Below are 17,414 nucleotides of genomic sequence, written 5' to 3' on the forward strand. Positions count from 1 at the left end.
ATTTTGACGCTCTGACTTGTCATTCCCGACGGTGCTGGCGCATGCTTTGGCCTGGTCAATAAACCAGCAGAGGTTGCGATGGAACGTAAAGCAAAACTGTTCAAAAAAGGGCTAAACCAGGCGGTGTTACTGCCTGCTGAGTTCGCGTTTGATGCGGAGAGTGTCTGGATCCGGCGGGATGAAGAGGGGAATGTGGTTCTGGCTGCAAAACCTGCCAAGGAAAAAAGCTGGGATGAATTTTTCAGGATGTTGGAAAACACCACCGTACCTGATTCATTTTTAAGTCCGGAGGAAAGAAATCAGAGTATTACAAAGAGGGATCCTCTGGATGGAGTTCAGGTATGAAACATATGCTGGATACGAATATTGTGAGCCATTTATTTAAAAGGCATCCCGGTGTTGTAAATAGAATGACTAACCTGAAGCCAGCGGACGTATGTATCTCAAGTATCACAGAAGCGGAGCTGCTTTATGGGGCGGATAAAAAACAAAGCACCAGGTTAAAAGAGACCATAAAGACGTTTCTGAGCACTATCACTATCTATGACTGGGACAGTGACGCCGCAGCCGCTTACGGCAAACTCCGTGCTGAGATGGAAACTCGAGGTAAAGTGATGGCAGACCTTGATCAGTTGATCGCAGCCCATGCCATCAGCCGGGGCACAACGATTGTGACTAACGATCATGCTTTCGGAATGGTACAGGAGTTGACTATCGAGGACTGGACTACAGCGGCGTGAGCCCCAACGCCCGGTGGCGCGACGCTTACCGGGCCTACGACAGTTCTCTGTCTCTTCACGTAGGCCGGGCAAGCGCAGCGCCGCCCGGCAAAACCTGCATATAACTTATCCTTCTTATTGATGCCATTTCGTTTTTTAACCTGCCGCTGGGTTGCCGATATAGTCGATAAAACAGTTATCAAAAGGATATGACCGGTGAAACTTCGATTGGGTGCGCTTCTTCTTGCTGGCCTGCTGCTGGCGGGCTGTGACCAAAGCGGCAGCGATGCTAAACACATTAAAGTCGGCGTGATCAACGGCGCCGAGCAGGACGTGGCGGAAGTCGCCAAAAAAGTGGCGAAAGAGAAGTTCGGCCTCGACGTTGAGCTGGTGGGCTTTAGCGGCTCGCTGCTGCCAAACGATGCCACTGACCACGGGGAGCTGGACGCCAACGTCTTCCAGCATCGCCCATTCCTGGCGGAAGACAACAAAGCGCACGGCTACAAGCTGGTGGCGGTGGGCAACACCTTTGTCTTCCCGATGGCGGGTTATTCCCGCAAAATCAGATCGGTCTCTGAACTCAAAGAGGGCGCAACCATCGCCATTCCGAACGACCCCACCAACCTGGGCCGTGCGCTGTTGCTGCTGCAAAACGAAAAGCTGATCGCCCTGAAACCGGACGTCGGTTTACTGCCGACGGCGCTGGATATCACCGCCAACCCAAAAAACCTGAAAATCATGGAGCTGGAGGGGGCGCAACTGCCGCGCGTGCTGGACGATCCGAAAGTGGATGTGGCGATTATCAGCACCACCTATCTCCAGCAAACCGGGCTGTCGCCGGTGCATGACAGCGTCTTTATCGAAGATAAAAACTCGCCTTACGTGAACATTGTGGTGACGCGGGAAGATAATAAAGATTCGCAGAAGGTAAAGGAGTTTATCCAGGCGTACCAGTCGCCAGAAGTGGCGAAGGCGGCAGAGACCATCTTTAACGGCGGGGCCGTGCCGGGGTGGGAATAAATCATCATGCCGCTCACTGCGGCCTGAAGATAAGTTGGCCCAATCCCATCGTTGAATGCCCTTTAGCCCACATTCTGCCGTTCCTCCTCCGGCTATCCTTTCTGCAATACAGACCGGAGGAGAGTTCATGAACATCACCCACATTCGTAACGCGACACAGCTTATCACCTATGCCGGAAAGCGCTTTCTGGTTGACCCGATGCTGGCACCTAAAGAGGCCTACCCCGGCTTTCCGGGCACTGCCCGGGAGGCGATCCGCAACCCGATGGTGGAACTGCCCTGTCCGATTGAAACCCTGCTGGATGTCGATGCCGTTATCGTAACCCATACCCACCCCGATCACTGGGATCAGCACGCTATCGAGCGGATCGCCAAAGACAAACCGATCTTCGTTCAGAACGAAGATGACGCGCAGCTGCTGCGCAGCCAGGGCTTCACCCAACTTAACGTGCTGACGGACAACAGCCCGTTTGGCGATATCCGGCTAAGTAAAACCGACGGCGGCCAGCACGGTACCGATCGTGCCTATGCGGTGCCGGAGCTGGCGGAGCGGCTGGGCGAAGCCTGCGGCGTGGTGTTTCGTCATCCTGACGAAAAGACGCTCTGCATTGTTGGGGATACGATCTGGCGCGAGGCGGTAGCAACCGATCTGCAAAAACATCAGCCGGATGTGGTGGTTATCAACGCCGGTTATGCCCACGTGATCGGGTTTGGGCCGATCATCATGGGCCAGGAGGATGTGCTGAATATTCACTTCCTGCTACCGCAGGCGAAAATTGTGGCGGTCCATATGGAGGCCATCAACCACTGCCTGCTGACCCGCAGCGCGTTGCGCCAGTATGCAGAGGATAATCAGGTCAGCGACGTGCTGAGCATTCCTCAGGATGGTGAATCCGTTATATTCTGAGGCAATCAGGGGAAAGGAGAGATCAATGCCGCTTACTCACGTTGCCATTGTCGCCGTGGACGGGTTTAGCCCGTTCCACTACTCCGTCCCCTGCATTCTGTTTGGCGATACCGTTTCCGGTAAAAAGCGTTTTAATGTAACGATCTGCGCCGAAAAGCCCGGACTCCTGACCTCCCCCGACGGCTTCGCGCTTAACGCAACGCAGGATTATTCTGCTATCGGGCAGGCCGATATCGTGGTGGTACCTTACTGGCAACATGTTCTGGCGCGTCCCCCGCAGGCGCTGCTCGACAGCCTGGTGCAGGCCAAAGACCGCGGGGCGGAGATCGTCGGGTTGTGTCTGGGGTCGTTTGTTCTCGGATATGCTGGCATTCTCGACGGCAAACGGGCAGCAACGCACTGGGAGTTCGAACGCCAGTTTCAGACGCTTTTCCCGAACGTGCAGCTCGATATCAACGCGCTGTACGTTGATGACGACCGCATCATCACCTCTGCCGGTACCGCCGCCGCGCTGGACTGCTGCCTGTACATTATCCGTCAGCGCTTTGGCAGCGAGGTCGCCAACCAGATTGCCCGACGGATGATCGTGCCGCCGCACCGCGAGGGCGGGCAGGCGCAGTTTATCGCCCAGCCGGTGCCGGAAACCACCCGCGATGCGCGAATCAATAATCTGATCGATTATCTCCAGCGTAATATCAGCCAGCCGCTCAACCTGGATGCGCTGGCAGAGAGCGTGGCGATGAGTCGCCGCACCCTGACCCGCCATTTTATGAAAGCCACCGGAATGAGTGTGGTCTCGTGGATCACCGCCGAACGCCTGCGGCGTAGCCAGCTGTTGCTGGAAAGTAGCAATCTGCCGATAGAGGCGGTGGCAGAGCAGGTGGGCTATCTCTCAGCTGTGACCTGGCGTCAGCAGTTTAAGGCCCGTTTTGGTGTCAGCCCGGCGGAGTGGCGCAAAACCTTCCGCACGCAGGCCCAGGCCGGATAAGCGTAGCACCTTCCGGCATTTACCCCAGCCGCGCCATTCTCGTCTCGCCTTCCACCATCGACAGCTGATACAGCGAAAACGATCGATGCTTCTCAATCAGGTTCGCCAGCTCCGGCGAGTGGCTGGTGAGCCAGATCTGCGAATAGCGGCTGGCCTCAGCGATCAGGCTCGCCAGAGCAGGCAGCATCTGCGGATGCAGGCTGTTTTCTGGTTCGTTGAGGGCGATAAAAGCGGGCGGGCGCGGGCTGAGCAGGGCCACCGCCAGACAGAGAAAACGCAGCGTGCCGTCGGAAAACTCTGCGGGCTCCAGCGGTCGGCTTAAGCCTTCGCGCTGCATCATCATCCGGAAACGTCCGCCCGTATTGTCGCTGTAAAAGACGCAGCCGGGGAAAGCCTGGTCGAGAATACGCATCAGCAGCATCTCGTCGCCAATCTCGACGATGGTCTGAAACGCGGCCGCCAGGTTTGCGCCGTCGCTGGCCAGCACTGGCGAACGGAACCCCACCTGCGGAGCGCGCATCGCCGAACCGGATGAGACAGAAAACTCATGATAAAAACGCCAGTTACGCAGGGACTCGCGCATCTGCGACACCTCGGGGTAGAGGTGCGGCTCGCCGAGCTGGCCGAAGACCGATTCGTTCTCATACAGGGTGCCGCTGTGGGTCACCTTTTCGTGGTGAACGTTATTCAGAAACACGGTCTGGTTTTTGCGCTGCATCAGGCGTGCGGAAGGGCGCCGCTGGTGGCCGCTCAGCCAGATGGACTCTTCTTTGATGACCGGATCGAGCTGAAACTGCGAAGGATAAGGCAGCTTTTCAACAAAGCCCACCTGCAGTTCATACTCGTAGGTTTCGGTTTCCACCGCCAGATTCATCCGCCGCAGCTGGTCGCTGCGGGTTTTGCCTGCCCAGAACACCTTCAGAATGCCGCCTTCATTTGCCAGCGCCTGGGAAAACTGCCCCTGCGCCGCGCTGTGCATCAGGTGGATGGCTTTATAGATATTCGATTTTCCGCTGCCGTTCGGGCCGAAAACGATATTGAGCTGCTCCAGATCCAGCGACATGTCGCGAATCGAACGGTAGTTTTGAATGTGCAGGGAGTTGATCATGGGCGGACCCTTTTGCGGCTTAAGCCTGTATAAAGCTACAGTATTTTAAGCAAACTGCAAAAAAAAGACGACAGTGAGGGTGTCGTCTAAACGGGGTACTGCTTTGGGCCTCTGTGGGTCAATGGGGCCTTCGCATTGTGAATTTCAGGCTACAGCGAGACGCAGACCTAAATCATCCGGGTAGGGATCAAAGTAGTTTTGCGTCATCAGATACTGGTCAGGATATTCCGCCAGATAGTGCTTCAGCAGCGTGAGCGGGGCGAGAATAGGCAGTAACCCGTCACGGTAATGCAGGATCACGTCACGCAGTTCGCCGCGCTGGCGGCTGTTAAGCTGGTTACGGAAATAGCCCTGAATATGCATCAGGACGTTGGTGTGGTTTTTGCGCGAGGCGGGTTGCTTCAGGATCGCCATCAGCTTTTCGCGGTACGCCTCGAAGAAAGCGTTCAGATCTTCCCACTCGTGCAGCGAAGCGACGAACGGGCCAATCTCCCGGTAGCCTGCCTGGTGATGGGCCAGCAGCTGGAGTTTGTAGCGGCTGTGAAAGTCCAGCAGCGCGCGGCGCGTCAGGCCATTGGCGCGCAGGGTGTTCAGTTCGTGAAGAGCAAAGACGCGCTCAACAAAATTCTCCCGCAGTACCGGATCGTGCAGGCGTCCATCCTCCTCCACCGGTAGCCACGGCCAGGTTTCAAGGAGCGCAGCGGTGAACAGCCCGACACCCTCCTTGCGGCCCCGGTTGCCGTTTTCATCATAAAGCCGTACGCGTTCCATGCCGCAGCTGGGGGATTTTGCACAGACGATAAAGCCAGCAAGATCGCCGATTTTTGGCAGATAACCCGCCGCAAAATCGGCCATCTTCTGCGTAACGTCTTCGTGAGGCGCTTTGCTGAACCGCATCTGCGTCTCACCGCTGTCGGTCAGGACCAGGCGCAGCGCCGGACGAGGCGTCGGCAGACCAATAGCCATTTCCGGACAGACGGGCCTGAAGTTGACCCACTGGGCCAGCTCATCCATGACAAAGCCCATACGCTTATGCCCGCCGTCGAAGCGAACGGCGGAACCGGTTAAACATCCGCTAATACCCAGCACAGGTTTTGTTGTCATGGTGTGTACCTCCAGAGCCTATATCTAAAAGTTACACAACTTAACTATTTTGTCCAAGTATTGGCGAAACTATTTTTTAATGTGTATAAATATCAATAGCTTTTAGCTGCCCTTATAGGTCGAGTAACCGTACTGGCTGAGCAGCAACGGAATGTGCAGTTTTTCGTTGGTGCGGGTCACGGTAAACAGCACCGGGATCTCCGGGAAGAACGACTGCAGCTTATTCGCCTGGAAGTACTCGGCGGTTTTAAACGTCACTTTATAGACGCCAGGTTGCATATCCTGATCGTCTGGATAGAGCGACTTGATGCGGCCATCCTGGTCCGTTTTGCCGCTGGCAACAGGGGTCCATTTGTCCTGCTGCTGTTTTTCCAGCGTAACGCTGACGCCCGGCGGTGGCGTACCGGTTTGCTGGTCAAGGATATGCACGCTCAGCGTACCGACAGGGGCGCTAAAGGCGACAGGAGCAAAGGCCATAGAGGCCAGGATCAGCAGAGGGGCACTTTTTTTCATTGGGTTTTCCTGTGGAGTAGTAAGTCACAGGAAAACGTTAGCATTTGCTGCGCGGGAAAATATTCAACTTTTCGTGACAATTCCCGCAGGAGAAAATCATCGGAGGATAATCAACTCAAGGGAAACCTGCTGCTGCCACTGCTCAACCTGCCTTTTGCGCGCGGCATTGAGCTTACCACTGGTGACCAACAGCCACTTGCGGTCCGGGAAGATCTCCGGCGCCAGAGCGGCAGGCGGAATGGGCAGGATGGTGATCCGATGGCCCTGGCCGGTGCGCGCCAGAGCTTCAAGCCAGATTTCACAGGGGTCGTTCAGGTGCCAGCCGCTGAGCAGAAGGTTGTCGCCCGGCGCTTTCTTGTCGCCCTCAAGGCAAAACGAGGTATAGGCGATGATAATGCCATCGAGGATCTCGCGCAGGGTCATGGCGGCGGGAACGTTCGCCGAGACCTGGCTGCGCAGGGGGCGTAACACCTTCGCGACCAGCTCTGGCCGAGGATACTCGCGGTCGGCATCGTAAATCATCTGGCGCAGGGATTCGATTTTGCCCGCCTGCAGACGGTCCAGCATGTTCTGTTGCAGCGTTTGCCAATTGTTGGTACGGCTCGCTGCAGGGCGCTCCAGGAGCGGCTTCACCTGGCCAATCGGAACGCCTTTTTTTACCCAGTCGAGGATTTTCAGCGCCTGTTGGACATCCTCTTCGCTGTACAGGCGATGGCCACCCTCCGTGCGCTGCGGCTTGAGTAAACCGTAGCGGCGCTGCCACGCCCGCAGGGTGGTGGCGGTGATCCCGCTGAGTCTGGCGAATTCGCCGATGGAGTAAGCCATGTCTGCGTCCGAAGGAAAGGATTAATCTCAATATACTACGAATATTTGCCTGCGGGATGAAGCACCAGAGCGGTGCACTACACTTTACATCCAGACGCGCAAATGAAAGGAGTTCTCATGAAACTATGGCCTGTTGTGACCGGTGTCGCCATTGCGCTGACCCTGGTTGCCTGTAAATCCCCTACGCCGCCGAAAGGTGTGCAGCCCATCACCAACTTTGACGCCAGCCGCTATCTCGGCAAGTGGTACGAAGTCGCCCGCCTGGAAAACCGCTTCGAACGCGGTCTGGAGCAGGTTACCGCCACCTACGGCAAGCGCAGCGACGGGCAGATCAGCGTTATCAACCGCGGATACGATCCGGTAAAACGCAAGTGGAACGAGAGCGAGGGCAGAGCCTCTTTCACCGGCGCGCCGACCACCGCCGCGCTGAAGGTCTCGTTCTTCGGTCCGTTCTACGGCGGGTATAACGTCATCAAGCTGGACGATAACTACCAGTACGCGCTGGTCAGCGGCCCGAACCGCGACTACCTGTGGCTCCTGTCGCGCACCCCGACCATTCCGGATGCTGTGAAAGAAGATTACCTCAATACCGCGCGCAGCCTGGGCTTCCGGGTCGATCAGCTGGTATGGGTGAAACAGTAAATATCGTGCTTTCTTCCTGGGGCGACGTGCGGGCAGACGAATAGACTTCCTTCATGGGCTCACGGGAGATGAACATATGCACTGGCAACCCTTTCGCGGCGCCGCGCCGTCCACCATGACCATTCACAGCGCGTCGTTTCCTGATGTCAGTGATAACTGGCCGATGAAAGACGAAGTGACACGCGAACTGAACGCGGTCGATCGGGCGTTAAAAGCGGACCCGCAGCTGATGCCGCCCATCGTTGAAAAGGATGCCAGCGGGGAGAAGAGCCTTAGATGCCAGCACCCCTGGTCAGAAAAGGCCTTCACCAACCGCCCCGCGGTCGTCGCCTGGCGTACCCGGCTGGTGCCCACGGCGCTGGCCCTGTACGCCATCCAGAATCCGCTGGACGAACATCTCCCCGACGGCACCCGAATGGACAGCAACAGCCGCCAGTGGTTTATCCATGCCAACGACGCCATCGGCATCCGCTCCCGGGCGAAGGTGATGGCGGTGCTGGCGGAACAGTACCTGCGTAACGACATCGACAATGTCTGGGTCAGCCTCGCCAGCGGTGCGTCCGTCCCGGTGCTGGAGGCGCTGCGCGGCGCGAACCTCGACGGGCAAAAAGTGCATTTAACGCTGGTGGATGTCGATCCCGTCTCCCTGAAATGGGCAGAGAAAATGACCGCAGCCGAAGGGCTGAGAGTCGGGGAGCAGGTGACGATATTGCAGCGCGATCTGAAAGCGTGCCTGATCCATAGCGACAAACTGGTGCAGGAGCTGGGAGAAGGCCGCGTCGAGCTGGTGGATGCGCTGGGGATCTTTGAATATTTCAACGACGCTGAAGCGGCGACCTTCCTGCAACACATCCTGCGGCTGGTGAAACCGGGCGGGGCGATCATCGTCTCGAACATGCTGACCAGCAGCCCGCAGATCGATTTCGCCCTGCGCTGTATCGGCTGGACGCCGATATTTCCCCGCACCCTGCAACAGCTTCAGGATATTCACCTGGCGGCGGGTATTCCGGCGGAAAACGTAACGGTCATTGTGCCGAAAGATGGGGTGTATGCGGTGATGGAAATCAGGAAGTAAGATTGCCATATTTATCGGGATACGACAGAGGGATGAAATTGCAGTTTTTATATCCACTTGATATTGTTTACGGCGCAGCGGGATATATCTGGATCAGAAAATTAATTTTTAATTTATCTAGTGAATAATATAAGGAAATATTAATGGACGATTTGAAGGACCTGATACACGCTCTGAAAAACAGTATCCCGGAATTAGATCCCGATCCACTTTATGCCTCAGTTCCCACCACCCTTGAGCCTGAAACTGTTCTGGATTGGTTATATGACAACCTCAGCGCGCAACATCTGATGGTATATGAAGAATGGACGGAATATACCGGTTATCTTCCGGCGTTAAAACCACTGGGTAGTGTTTCTCTTCCCGTTGATCCCTCTGAGTATCTTTTTACGCTCATTGAGGAAATTAACTGGTCAGAGGCGGAAATTGAGCCCTGGGATCTTCCCTATATGATGCCTTGGCTCGAACATATCAACCACTACCTGAGCCCACAAGGTATAAGGCTTGTTGATATTTTACCTTTTGAAAATGCCTATATTATCTGTTTGAAGAATGATGACGCATTAATCCAAAATCTCCACGCATGTTTGCAAAAGCTGGGAATGGGCATCAATATGCGATCGCCAACGAATCAACAACAGGTTGTCACGTACATTGAATCCACTCTTTCAGGAAACGTTCAATAATATAGCGAATTGATTGTCATATATCTTTCCGGGGCAGGCTGCGATGGATACATGTATAAGGAAAATTACAGCGTCTGCAAAAGTATTTAATGGCAGCAAAAAATAATGTCATATGGTCGTGCAGAAAGACGGGGTGGATACGGTGATGGGAGTATCTGTTTAAGCGCGGTCGATTCCCTCTCCTGTTAGGAGAGGGACAAAACTGGAATTTCCTAAATATGAAACGCCACGCGCTTCCCGGTCGGGAGTTCAACATCCAGGCTCAGTTTACCGCCCATTGCCTCAGCGACATGCTTTTGGGCAGCTTCAGCTCTTCTCGCATCATTTGCATACCCGTTTCCAGGATCATTTCGTCGGCCATTTCTTTGATGCGTTTTTGGCTTTCAGGGGAACGCGAAGCGATCGCTTCATTCAGGGTTCTCAATCTTTCGTCTCCATCACATGATGTCATCCTTGATAAGTTATTAATCGTATAAGCTACAGCTTATAAATACACCTGCTCAGGCTTGATGTAGATTCGTTTCCCGGCCATGATCGCGTTATGAAAATTGAACCCGCAGTTCCCTCAAAATTTGAACGACTTGTCGCGATCTGGGAGTCGTCCGTTCGCGCTACGCACCACTTTTTGCAGGAGAGCGATATTGCGGCATTGCGTCCGCTGTTGCTCAACGCCTATTTACCGAACTTAAAGGTTGTGATCGCCCGGGATGAAAGCGGCGTTATTCATGGCTTTTTGGGCGCGGATGAGAACCGCATTGAAATGCTGTTTGTGGATGATGCGAGCCGGGGGAAGGGCGTCGGCACGCTGCTGCTGAGACACGCTATTGACCATTTTGGTGCTAACGAGGTGGACGTCAACGAGCAAAACCCGCAGGGGGTTGGGTTTTATCAGCATATGGGGTTTGTGCAGGTTGGGCGATCGGAGCGGGACGGGCAGGGTAATCCGTTTCCGTTGTTGCATATGCGGTACAAGGGTTAATTGCCGCACATATTGGCCCCCAGGCCCTTGGGGGAGAGGGAGAAACAACCCTCCCTCTTCCCATTAGTTACTCGTAATCTGCCCGATAATTACGCCTCGTACTTTATCGCTATTGAAGTAATAAGAGAGGGTATTGCTTTGAGTGAATTCGCCCTGAGCAGGTGTCTCGTAATACAAAAGGAAGGCCTCCTTTTGTATTAACTCATGAGAACCGAGCGACTGAGCGATATCCTGACGAGTAGTATCAAGCAATGATATTTTTGCTATGGAAACGCGAATTGATTCTGGCGATGCCACGCACTCTTTATGATTGCCATCTTTAGCCATCGCGATAGCAGTGAGTAATCCCCTCCCCATTTCATTGCCGGAAATAAACCAATAATTTATGCCTTCTTGTGAATGCAGGCAGATCCAGCTAGCGGAGTCGTCTTTGTGAACAGCGGTATTTGCAATATCCGTCAGGTAAGACGTTTCCATAGAGATTGCTTTGTTGCCGATAGTGACAACAGGGAAAAGCGGAAGCGCTGATTCAACTTGCGGTAAGGAGGTATCCTCTTGATAATACTGCGTTGCAAAGCCAGTCATTTGCTCTGCGTAAACGTAGTGGCTGGTCGAAAGCATGGCAAGGAATAGAGTCGATAAGCGTTTCATTTGACTATTAGCTCCCTATCGTCGCTTTTCCAGATGCTCCTTCTGGCACTTAAGGGTGCAATAATACATCCTTCAGATGAGTCTTCCGGATGCTGACTACTTTTCCCATGAATTTTAAACGCATCTCTGCCACACATATCATTTGTTGAGTAAGGCGTCAGACTGAGCGTGTATTTTCCTGTATGGGCGGAATTATAAGGGGCACCAATAGTATACTTCCCTCGTGGCAGAGGTCCGCTGTTCTTAACGCACTCCTGGGTTGGATCGTTCTTATAGCCACTTGCCCCTGCGTAATCAGCATCAAACTGGTATGACCTGCTCCCCGTTGATTAGTACACCCCGATGTTAGTAATGTCTTCATAAGCCACATGAGGACATCCCCATGAAGAAGCGTTTTTCCGACGAACAGATCATCAGTATTCTCCGCGAAGCCGAAGCTGGGGTACCCGCCCGTGAACTCTGCCGCAAGCATGCCATTTCCGATGCCACGTTTTACACCTGGCGTAAGAAGTATGGCGGTATGGAGGTGCCTGAAGTTAAGCGCCTGAAGTCGCTTGAGGAAGAGAACGCCAGACTCAAGAAGCTGCTTGCCGAAGCCATGCTGGATAAAGAGGCGCTTCAGGTGGCTCTTGGGCGAAAGTACTGACGACAGACCAGAAGCGGGAAGCCGTGATGTTGATGTGTGATGCGACCGGTCTGTCGCAACGTCGTGCCTGCAGGCTTACAGGTTTATCCCTGTCGACCTGCCGCTATGAGGCTCACCGTCCGGCTGCTGATGCGCATTTATCAGGGCGCATCACTGAGCTGGCACTGGAGCGCAGGCGTTTTGGCTACCGTCGTATTTGGCAGTTGCTGCGCCGTGAAGGGCTTCATGTTAATCATAAGCGCGTGTACCGGCTTTATCACCTCAGTGGCCTGGGCGTAAAACGCAGAAGACGTCGTAAAGGGCTGGCAACAGAACGTCTGCCGCTGCTCCGTCCGGCGGCGCCCAATCTGACCTGGTCGATGGATTTCGTCATGGACGCACTTTCCACCGGTCGCAGGATCAAGTGTCTTACCTGCGTCGATGATTTCACAAAGGAATGCCTGACGGTCACTGTTGCCTTTGGGATTTCAGGCGTTCAGGTCACGCGTATTCTGGACAGCATTGCACTGTTTCGAGGCTATCCGGCGACGATAAGAACTGACCAGGGGCCGGAGTTCACTTGCCGTGCACTGGATCAATGGGCCTTTGAGCATGGTGTTGAGTTGCGCTTAATCCAGCCGGGCAAGCCAACGCAGAACGGATTTATTGAGAGCTTTAACGGACGATTTCGCGATGAATGTTTGAATGAGCACTGGTTCAGCGATATCGTTCATGCCAGGAAAATTATTAATGACTGGCGGCAGGATTATAACGAATGCCGCCCGCACTCCACGCTGAATTATCAGACACCGTCTGAATTTGCAGCGGGCTGGAGAAAGGGTCATTCTGAGAATGAAGATTCCGACGTTACTAACTGAGTGTTGTATCTAATCGTGGGGGCAGGTCAGGTAAACTCCATCGAGATAGAACTTGTGTTCTTTCACATCATACTCCCACGACATATCTCCTCCTTAGCCTCTTTCTTTCCATGTGTCCGAGTGAATGATGTTTCCATCAAGGTAATGCCACGTAATTTTTTCATATGTCAGGTCGATATATTCCTGGTGTGTATTAAGCGCATTTTGAGGATGTTTGATATCAAACATAATAGGCTCGATTTGAACGACCTTCGCGTTCTCTAAAGTTGTTTTGAAGTACGCTTCCTCAAGCCCGTTATAATTTATTCTGTAAAATATAAATTCTGCTTTTTTTAACGTTTGACCCGTGCTGAGAGCCTTGTATAACCAAGGGGATGATGAATCAATCTCTTTCATGAATGCATAAGAACTATATATGCGCTTGGATGTTATTTTTCCAGAAAATTTATCTATGGGTTGTTCGACTGAATGCATTAATTCAATAACTTCAATTGAACCCTCGCGATTTTTTATGTCAACTGAGCCTTTAATAGATCGGCCAGAATCATCTTCAAGCCACAAGTAAACGGGTATGGCCATTTTCACCTCCTTATGTAGATTCAAAATAAAATACATCTAGTTAAACGATTAGAATGTGATATGTACCTGAAAAGGGACGTTTAAATATTTTGATTTATAGAGGTGATAAAGAAATTTTATTATTTATATTTATGGGGATTATCTTTCGGATGTCAGGCAGGATTATTAAATAACGCCGGCTGGAGGCTTCGCCTTACCCGGCCTACAAAACCAAAACGGTAGGCCCGGTAAGCGTAGCGCTACCGGGCATCAGGCCGCTCCGCGTATTCATTCTGATTTCTGTCGTCCTGAGTATACCGGGGCGCTAAAGGGCGGCTTGCCAGCCTTTGTTTAGAGAGCTCCCATTTTTTGCTCGGGGTGGAGTTTTGAGGGATTTACAGGAGTAGGCAGTTGCTCGGTTTTATCGAACAACTGAATATCTGCCGAACCTGTAAGCCATGCTTACAGGTTGCGGAATAACTACTTGAAACTAACTGCTTAGGATACAGCTAGCGCGCTTTCAATGCCTTTCAGCTTATGCTGCGCCTGCTTTAATTCGTCCAGCAGCTTTTTCTCATGCGGGTTGTGCGCCATCACCACGATGCAGCCATCCATGACTTTCACTGTGACTTTATCCCCGGTATCAAACCCCGCCGCACGCAGCCATTTGCCAGAAAGGATGAGATTTGGCGTACTGCGATCAAGACCTTGCGGGCGATATCCCACAATTAATGTACGCTCAGTTCCGGTTGCGGCGGTGTCTGAGGTAGAATGCGAATCAGCCATAATCAACTCCTTGATAGTTGGTGAGGTTAGACGCCCTTTAGTGCTCGAACACTACCGGGCGTTGCTTGAAACCTGAATCCATGTGGTAGGTACCACGTGGTGATAAACTAACCGAAATGGTACCTACCATGCAAGAGAAAAAGAAGCCAAATTTTGACCGCAAGAAAAGCACGATGAAGAACATCCGGTTCGAGGACGAGCTTTTGGAACAGATTGAGAAAGCTGCGGGGAAAGGGAATTTTAGTACTTGGGTGAAAGAGGCGTGTAGAATAAGATTAAATAGCAACTATAAGAATGGCTAAGTTATTTAATAAATAAAATCTAAAAAAAATTATACTTTTATAAAAATTAGGCTGATCAGAGACTTTATCAGCCTAATAAGAATATTAATTAAGCCACCCGTCCTTTATTTTATCAATAAAGGCTATTATAGTAGTAAGCGCTGTTGCTATTTTAGCTGTATTTTCAACAGTGGTTGTACCTGATTCAATTGCCGATTGTGTTTTCTTCAAGAAACCATCAGTTTGGGTAACCGCTCTTTTAGCATCAAGTGTTGTATTAGCTTGCATTGCATCTTCAATTGACTTTACAAGTTCACTTATTTCTGCAGACTTATCATCAAGTAATAAAGAAAGTTCATTAAGTTGTTTCTTGATCTGTTCAAGGTCTTTTTCTGTTGCCATTGACTCAGATCTTGCAGAGTAAGAATCACATTCACAGACATTTTTCTTACAGACAGGGCACCCATCTAGGTAATAGTCTTTAAACGCATCACCTAAACTTCTTTTTTGACATTTAATTCCCCAAGCGGAGAAAATCCAAGCTGCAACATCTGCAATTTCTTCGGCCAAATTAGATACGTTCCCACTATTTTTTATAACTGCTGAGTATGCCTCTTGCGTTTCTCCCAACTCTTCAAAAATTCTTGAGAAATGGTAAAAGCTGCCAAATATTTTCCAGACTGCTCCATTTGAAGGATATATGTCATTAATATTTATGACTGCTTTATCTATAGCTCTTCTGCTTAATGTATTGTTATTTTGAAGAGAAAGGAATTTCTCATTTAACTCATGCCTTGCTGCGTATGCTGCTAAATTACCAGCTGGTTGTTTATGTGTTTGAACACATTCGCATGGGGATTTAAGGCAGTAAGGACAGGAGTCAGGAAATTTTTTGTAAAAAGCTTCATTTAAGTTTATGTCAAATTTTGAAGCTAATGTGAATAACCATGATAAACTTTGGATGAAACTTTTTTCATACTCTCCTTCTCTAAGGATGGCTCGAGAAAGGAAAGAAACTTTTCTTACAAGAAACGAGTAAATATAATCTGGGTTTTTATTTATATTAGATTCACCATACATTTCTTCTAAAAAATCTGATAATCGTTTATTGTGTGCAGCTTAGTAATTTCCATTTATTTTGCTCTTTAATAGAAAAAAGAAAGAATTTTTATACTACACATACTATTCTAATATTGCCTATATAATTTATGTTTTTATGAACATGATCTTGTTTACACAAGATAATTTTGAAAATTTTAAAAGATAAAGGCTAAAATAATGAAAGAAAAACAAATTTTGGCGGAAGATCACAGGAGTCGAACCTGCCCAGGACCGCTGGCGGCCCCAACTGGATTTGAAGTCCAGCCACCTCACCGGAGATGACGATCTTCCGCGCCTCGATTGCTACATGGAGGCGGGGCGCATTATAGCTACTTTCAATCATTTACCCCATCTTTTCCCTCACTTATTTCACCCCTTTTTTGACCTGCGTTATGCCCCCAGCGTAAACCCTAAGAAAATCCTCAGCTTACATTTTCCGCCTCTGCACTTTTACCGCGATCACAAAAAACAAGAAACGTAAAAAAGTAACCAGAAAACGCAATACCTGCCCGTGGGTGAATGGTTTACAAAAAATGTAACCGGTCTCAGCGCCCTACGCGTGAAGGAAAAACTATGAAAAGCGAAGTCTTATCCGTCAAAGAGAAAATTGGTTACGGCATGGGTGACGCCGCAAGTCACATCATCTTCGATAACGTCATGCTCTACATGATGTTTTTTTATACCGATATCTTCGGCATCCCCGCCGGGTTCGTCGGCACCATGTTCTTGCTGGCACGTGCGCTGGATGCTGTCTCCGACCCCTGCATGGGGCTGATAGCCGACCGCACCCGCAGCCGTTGGGGTAAGTTCCGCCCGTGGATACTGTTCGGGGCGATCCCGTTTGGTCTGGTCTGCGTGCTGGCCTACACCACGCCGGACCTCAGCCTGAACGGTAAAATGATCTACGCCGCTGTCACTTACACCCTGCTGACCGTGCTCTATACCGTGGTCAACATCCCGTACTGCGCCCTGGGCGGGGTGATCACCAACGACCCGACGCAGCGTATCTCCCTCCAGTCCTGGCGCTTTGTGCTGGCGACGGCGGGCGGCATGCTCTCCACGGTGCTGATGATGCCGCTGGTGAATATGATTGGTGGCGAGAATAAAGCGCTCGGCTTCCAGGGCGGTATCGCGGTGCTGTCGGTGGTAGCGTTCCTGATGCTGGCGTTCTGCTTCTTCACCACCAAAGAGCGCATCCAGGTACCCCCGAGCACTACCTCCATGCGCGAAGATCTGCGCGACATCTGGAAGAACGACCAGTGGCGCATCGTCGGGCTGCTTACCATCCTCAACATTCTGGCGGTCTGCGTGCGCGGCGGGGCGATGATGTATTACGTCACCTGGATCATGGGCTCGCCGGAGCTGTTCGTCGCCTTCCTTACCACCTACTGCGTCGGTAACCTGATTGGCTCCGCGCTGGCGAAACCGCTCACCGACTGGAAGTGCAAGGTCAGCGTCTTCTGGTGGACCAACGCCCTGCTGGCGGTGGCGAGCGTGGCGATGTTCTTCGTGCCGATGCAGGCCAGCATCACCATGTTCGGCTTTATCTTCGTGATTGGCGTGCTGCACCAGCTGGTGACGCCGATCCAGTGGGTAATGATGTCCGACACCGTCGATTACGGCGAGTGGACCAACGGCAAACGCCTCACCGGCATCAGCTTTGCGGGCACGCTGTTCGTGCTCAAGCTGGGCCTGGCGCTGGGCGGGGCGTTAATCGGCTGGATGCTGGCCGGCGGCGGCTACGATGCCGCAGCCAAAACCCAGAACAGCGCCACTATCAGCATTATCATCGCCCTGTTTACCCTGGTACCCGCCGCTTGCTACCTGCTGAGCGCGGTGATCGCCAAACGCTACTACAGCCTGAAGACGCCATTCCTGGTCAAAATCATGAACGATCTGGCGCAGGGCGCGCGACGTAACGAGCAGGAATTTAACATCCTGCCGGTCAGCAAAGAATTGCAGAACTAA

The 17,414-nt window shown here is 52.0% G+C and carries 20 protein-coding genes, 1 tRNA gene and 2 pseudogenes; 12 read left to right on the forward strand and 11 right to left on the reverse strand.

Annotation, left to right across the window (positions count from 1 at the left end):
- The first annotated feature begins 78 nt into the window (after positions 1 to 78).
- The 5 genes from DVA44_RS00250 to DVA44_RS00270 all read left to right on the forward strand — a co-directional run bounded on the left by DVA44_RS00250 (position 79) and on the right by DVA44_RS00270 (position 3,634).
- Entirely contained in the window at positions 79 to 345 is a 267-nt protein-coding gene (locus DVA44_RS00250) for an antitoxin (RefSeq protein ID WP_114385492.1), read from the forward strand.
- Positions 342 to 740 carry a type II toxin-antitoxin system VapC family toxin gene (locus DVA44_RS00255; protein ID WP_103824282.1) on the forward strand — a complete coding sequence of 133 codons (399 nt, stop codon included), beginning with the start codon at positions 342 to 344 and terminating at the stop codon, positions 738 to 740. The genes DVA44_RS00250 and DVA44_RS00255 overlap by 4 nt, the downstream gene beginning before the upstream one ends.
- 195 nt (positions 741 to 935) lie before the next feature.
- On the forward strand, positions 936 to 1,739 hold the full coding sequence (nlpA, locus tag DVA44_RS00260; RefSeq protein ID WP_114385493.1) for a lipoprotein NlpA: 804 nt from the start codon (positions 936 to 938) through the stop codon (positions 1,737 to 1,739).
- Positions 1,740 to 1,866: 127 nt separating this feature from the next.
- Positions 1,867 to 2,646 carry an MBL fold metallo-hydrolase gene (locus DVA44_RS00265; protein ID WP_114385494.1) on the forward strand — a complete coding sequence of 260 codons (780 nt, stop codon included), beginning with the start codon at positions 1,867 to 1,869 and terminating at the stop codon, positions 2,644 to 2,646.
- Positions 2,647 to 2,671: 25 nt separating this feature from the next.
- The gene (locus DVA44_RS00270; RefSeq protein ID WP_114316291.1) at positions 2,672 to 3,634 is read left to right on the forward strand and encodes a GlxA family transcriptional regulator; all 963 of its coding nucleotides are present in this window, start codon (positions 2,672 to 2,674) and stop codon (positions 3,632 to 3,634) included.
- A gap of 19 nt (positions 3,635 to 3,653) precedes the next feature.
- Here the strand turns inward: DVA44_RS00270 and DVA44_RS00275 are convergent, their stop codons facing one another.
- The 4 genes from DVA44_RS00275 to DVA44_RS00290 all read right to left on the reverse strand — a co-directional run bounded on the left by DVA44_RS00275 (position 3,654) and on the right by DVA44_RS00290 (position 7,184).
- A complete protein-coding gene (locus DVA44_RS00275) occupies positions 3,654 to 4,742 on the reverse strand; it encodes an AAA family ATPase (RefSeq protein WP_114316290.1) in 1,089 nt (362 codons plus the stop codon).
- Positions 4,743 to 4,886: 144 nt separating this feature from the next.
- Positions 4,887 to 5,846, reverse strand: coding sequence for a DUF523 and DUF1722 domain-containing protein (locus DVA44_RS00280; RefSeq protein ID WP_103177681.1), 960 nt, complete (start codon positions 5,844 to 5,846; stop codon positions 4,887 to 4,889).
- 102 nt (positions 5,847 to 5,948) lie between these two features.
- On the reverse strand, positions 5,949 to 6,359 hold the full coding sequence (uraH, locus tag DVA44_RS00285; protein ID WP_114385495.1) for a hydroxyisourate hydrolase: 411 nt from the start codon (positions 6,357 to 6,359) through the stop codon (positions 5,949 to 5,951).
- Positions 6,360 to 6,455: 96 nt separating this feature from the next.
- Positions 6,456 to 7,184, reverse strand: a complete 729-nt coding sequence (locus DVA44_RS00290; RefSeq protein WP_114385496.1) for a MerR family transcriptional regulator — start codon at positions 7,182 to 7,184, stop codon at positions 6,456 to 6,458.
- Positions 7,185 to 7,301: 117 nt separating this feature from the next.
- On the opposite strand from DVA44_RS00290, the gene DVA44_RS00295 reads away from it, so the two are divergent.
- The 3 genes from DVA44_RS00295 (at position 7,302) to DVA44_RS00305 (ending at position 9,587) form a co-directional block, all read left to right on the forward strand.
- Positions 7,302 to 7,826, forward strand: coding sequence for a lipocalin family protein (locus DVA44_RS00295; protein ID WP_103177683.1), 525 nt, complete (start codon positions 7,302 to 7,304; stop codon positions 7,824 to 7,826).
- 76 nt (positions 7,827 to 7,902) lie between these two features.
- On the forward strand, positions 7,903 to 8,901 hold the full coding sequence (locus DVA44_RS00300; RefSeq protein ID WP_114385497.1) for a cyclopropane-fatty-acyl-phospholipid synthase family protein: 999 nt from the start codon (positions 7,903 to 7,905) through the stop codon (positions 8,899 to 8,901).
- A 143-nt stretch (positions 8,902 to 9,044) separates the two neighbouring features.
- Positions 9,045 to 9,587, forward strand: a complete 543-nt coding sequence (locus tag DVA44_RS00305; protein ID WP_114316286.1) for a hypothetical protein — start codon at positions 9,045 to 9,047, stop codon at positions 9,585 to 9,587.
- 212 nt (positions 9,588 to 9,799) lie between these two features.
- On the opposite strand, the pseudogene DVA44_RS00310 reads toward DVA44_RS00305, so the two are convergent.
- Positions 9,800 to 10,011, reverse strand: a pseudogene (locus DVA44_RS00310) (transcriptional regulator).
- 117 nt (positions 10,012 to 10,128) lie between these two features.
- Here DVA44_RS00310 and DVA44_RS00315 point away from each other — a divergent pair.
- A complete protein-coding gene (locus tag DVA44_RS00315; RefSeq protein WP_114316285.1) occupies positions 10,129 to 10,566 on the forward strand; it encodes an acetyltransferase in 438 nt (145 codons plus the stop codon).
- 63 nt (positions 10,567 to 10,629) lie between these two features.
- Here DVA44_RS00315 and DVA44_RS00320 read toward each other — a convergent pair whose 3' ends face one another.
- Together DVA44_RS00320 and DVA44_RS00325 are read right to left on the reverse strand one after the other, a co-directional pair.
- The gene (locus DVA44_RS00320; RefSeq protein ID WP_246842245.1) at positions 10,630 to 11,217 is read right to left on the reverse strand and encodes a hypothetical protein; all 588 of its coding nucleotides are present in this window, start codon (positions 11,215 to 11,217) and stop codon (positions 10,630 to 10,632) included.
- Positions 11,214 to 11,450: pseudogene (locus DVA44_RS00325) on the reverse strand (DUF2778 domain-containing protein); the annotation flags it as partial. The pseudogene DVA44_RS00325 and the gene DVA44_RS00320, both read right to left, overlap by 4 nt.
- A 149-nt stretch (positions 11,451 to 11,599) precedes the next feature.
- Between DVA44_RS00325 and DVA44_RS00330 the strand changes: the two are divergent.
- Positions 11,600 to 12,720 (forward strand): IS3-like element ISSen4 family transposase gene (locus DVA44_RS00330; protein WP_087451024.1). Its coding sequence is split into 2 segments (ribosomal slippage): positions 11,600 to 11,858 and positions 11,858 to 12,720, totalling 1,122 coding nucleotides; the frame shifts between segments, so codons are not numbered across the junction.
- Positions 12,721 to 12,813: 93 nt separating this feature from the next.
- Here DVA44_RS00330 and tssD read toward each other — a convergent pair.
- Complete coding sequence (tssD, locus tag DVA44_RS00335; RefSeq protein WP_114316283.1) at positions 12,814 to 13,299, reverse strand: type VI secretion system tube protein TssD; 486 nt, start codon at positions 13,297 to 13,299, stop codon at positions 12,814 to 12,816.
- 477 nt (positions 13,300 to 13,776) lie between these two features.
- Complete coding sequence (locus DVA44_RS00340) at positions 13,777 to 14,064, reverse strand: SymE family type I addiction module toxin (RefSeq protein WP_114316282.1); 288 nt, start codon at positions 14,062 to 14,064, stop codon at positions 13,777 to 13,779.
- Positions 14,065 to 14,192: 128 nt separating this feature from the next.
- On the opposite strand from DVA44_RS00340, the gene DVA44_RS00345 reads away from it, so the two are divergent.
- The gene (locus DVA44_RS00345; protein ID WP_114316252.1) at positions 14,193 to 14,366 is read left to right on the forward strand and encodes a YlcI/YnfO family protein; all 174 of its coding nucleotides are present in this window, start codon (positions 14,193 to 14,195) and stop codon (positions 14,364 to 14,366) included.
- Positions 14,367 to 14,450: 84 nt separating this feature from the next.
- Here the strand turns inward: DVA44_RS00345 and DVA44_RS25480 are convergent, their stop codons facing one another.
- Both DVA44_RS25480 and DVA44_RS00355 read right to left on the reverse strand, forming a co-directional pair.
- Positions 14,451 to 15,425: a hypothetical protein gene (locus DVA44_RS25480; protein ID WP_139157072.1), complete on the reverse strand. Its 975-nt coding sequence runs from the start codon at positions 15,423 to 15,425 to the stop codon at positions 14,451 to 14,453.
- A gap of 217 nt (positions 15,426 to 15,642) precedes the next feature.
- Positions 15,643 to 15,737, reverse strand: a tRNA-Sec gene (locus DVA44_RS00355).
- Positions 15,738 to 16,019: 282 nt separating this feature from the next.
- Between DVA44_RS00355 and DVA44_RS00360 the strand changes: the two genes are divergently transcribed.
- Positions 16,020 to 17,414: a glycoside-pentoside-hexuronide family transporter gene (locus DVA44_RS00360; protein WP_103177689.1), complete on the forward strand. Its 1,395-nt coding sequence runs from the start codon at positions 16,020 to 16,022 to the stop codon at positions 17,412 to 17,414.

Origin of the sequence: Leclercia sp. W17 (genome assembly GCF_003336325.1) — a bacterium.
Taxonomy (GTDB): Bacteria; Pseudomonadota; Gammaproteobacteria; order Enterobacterales; family Enterobacteriaceae; genus Enterobacter.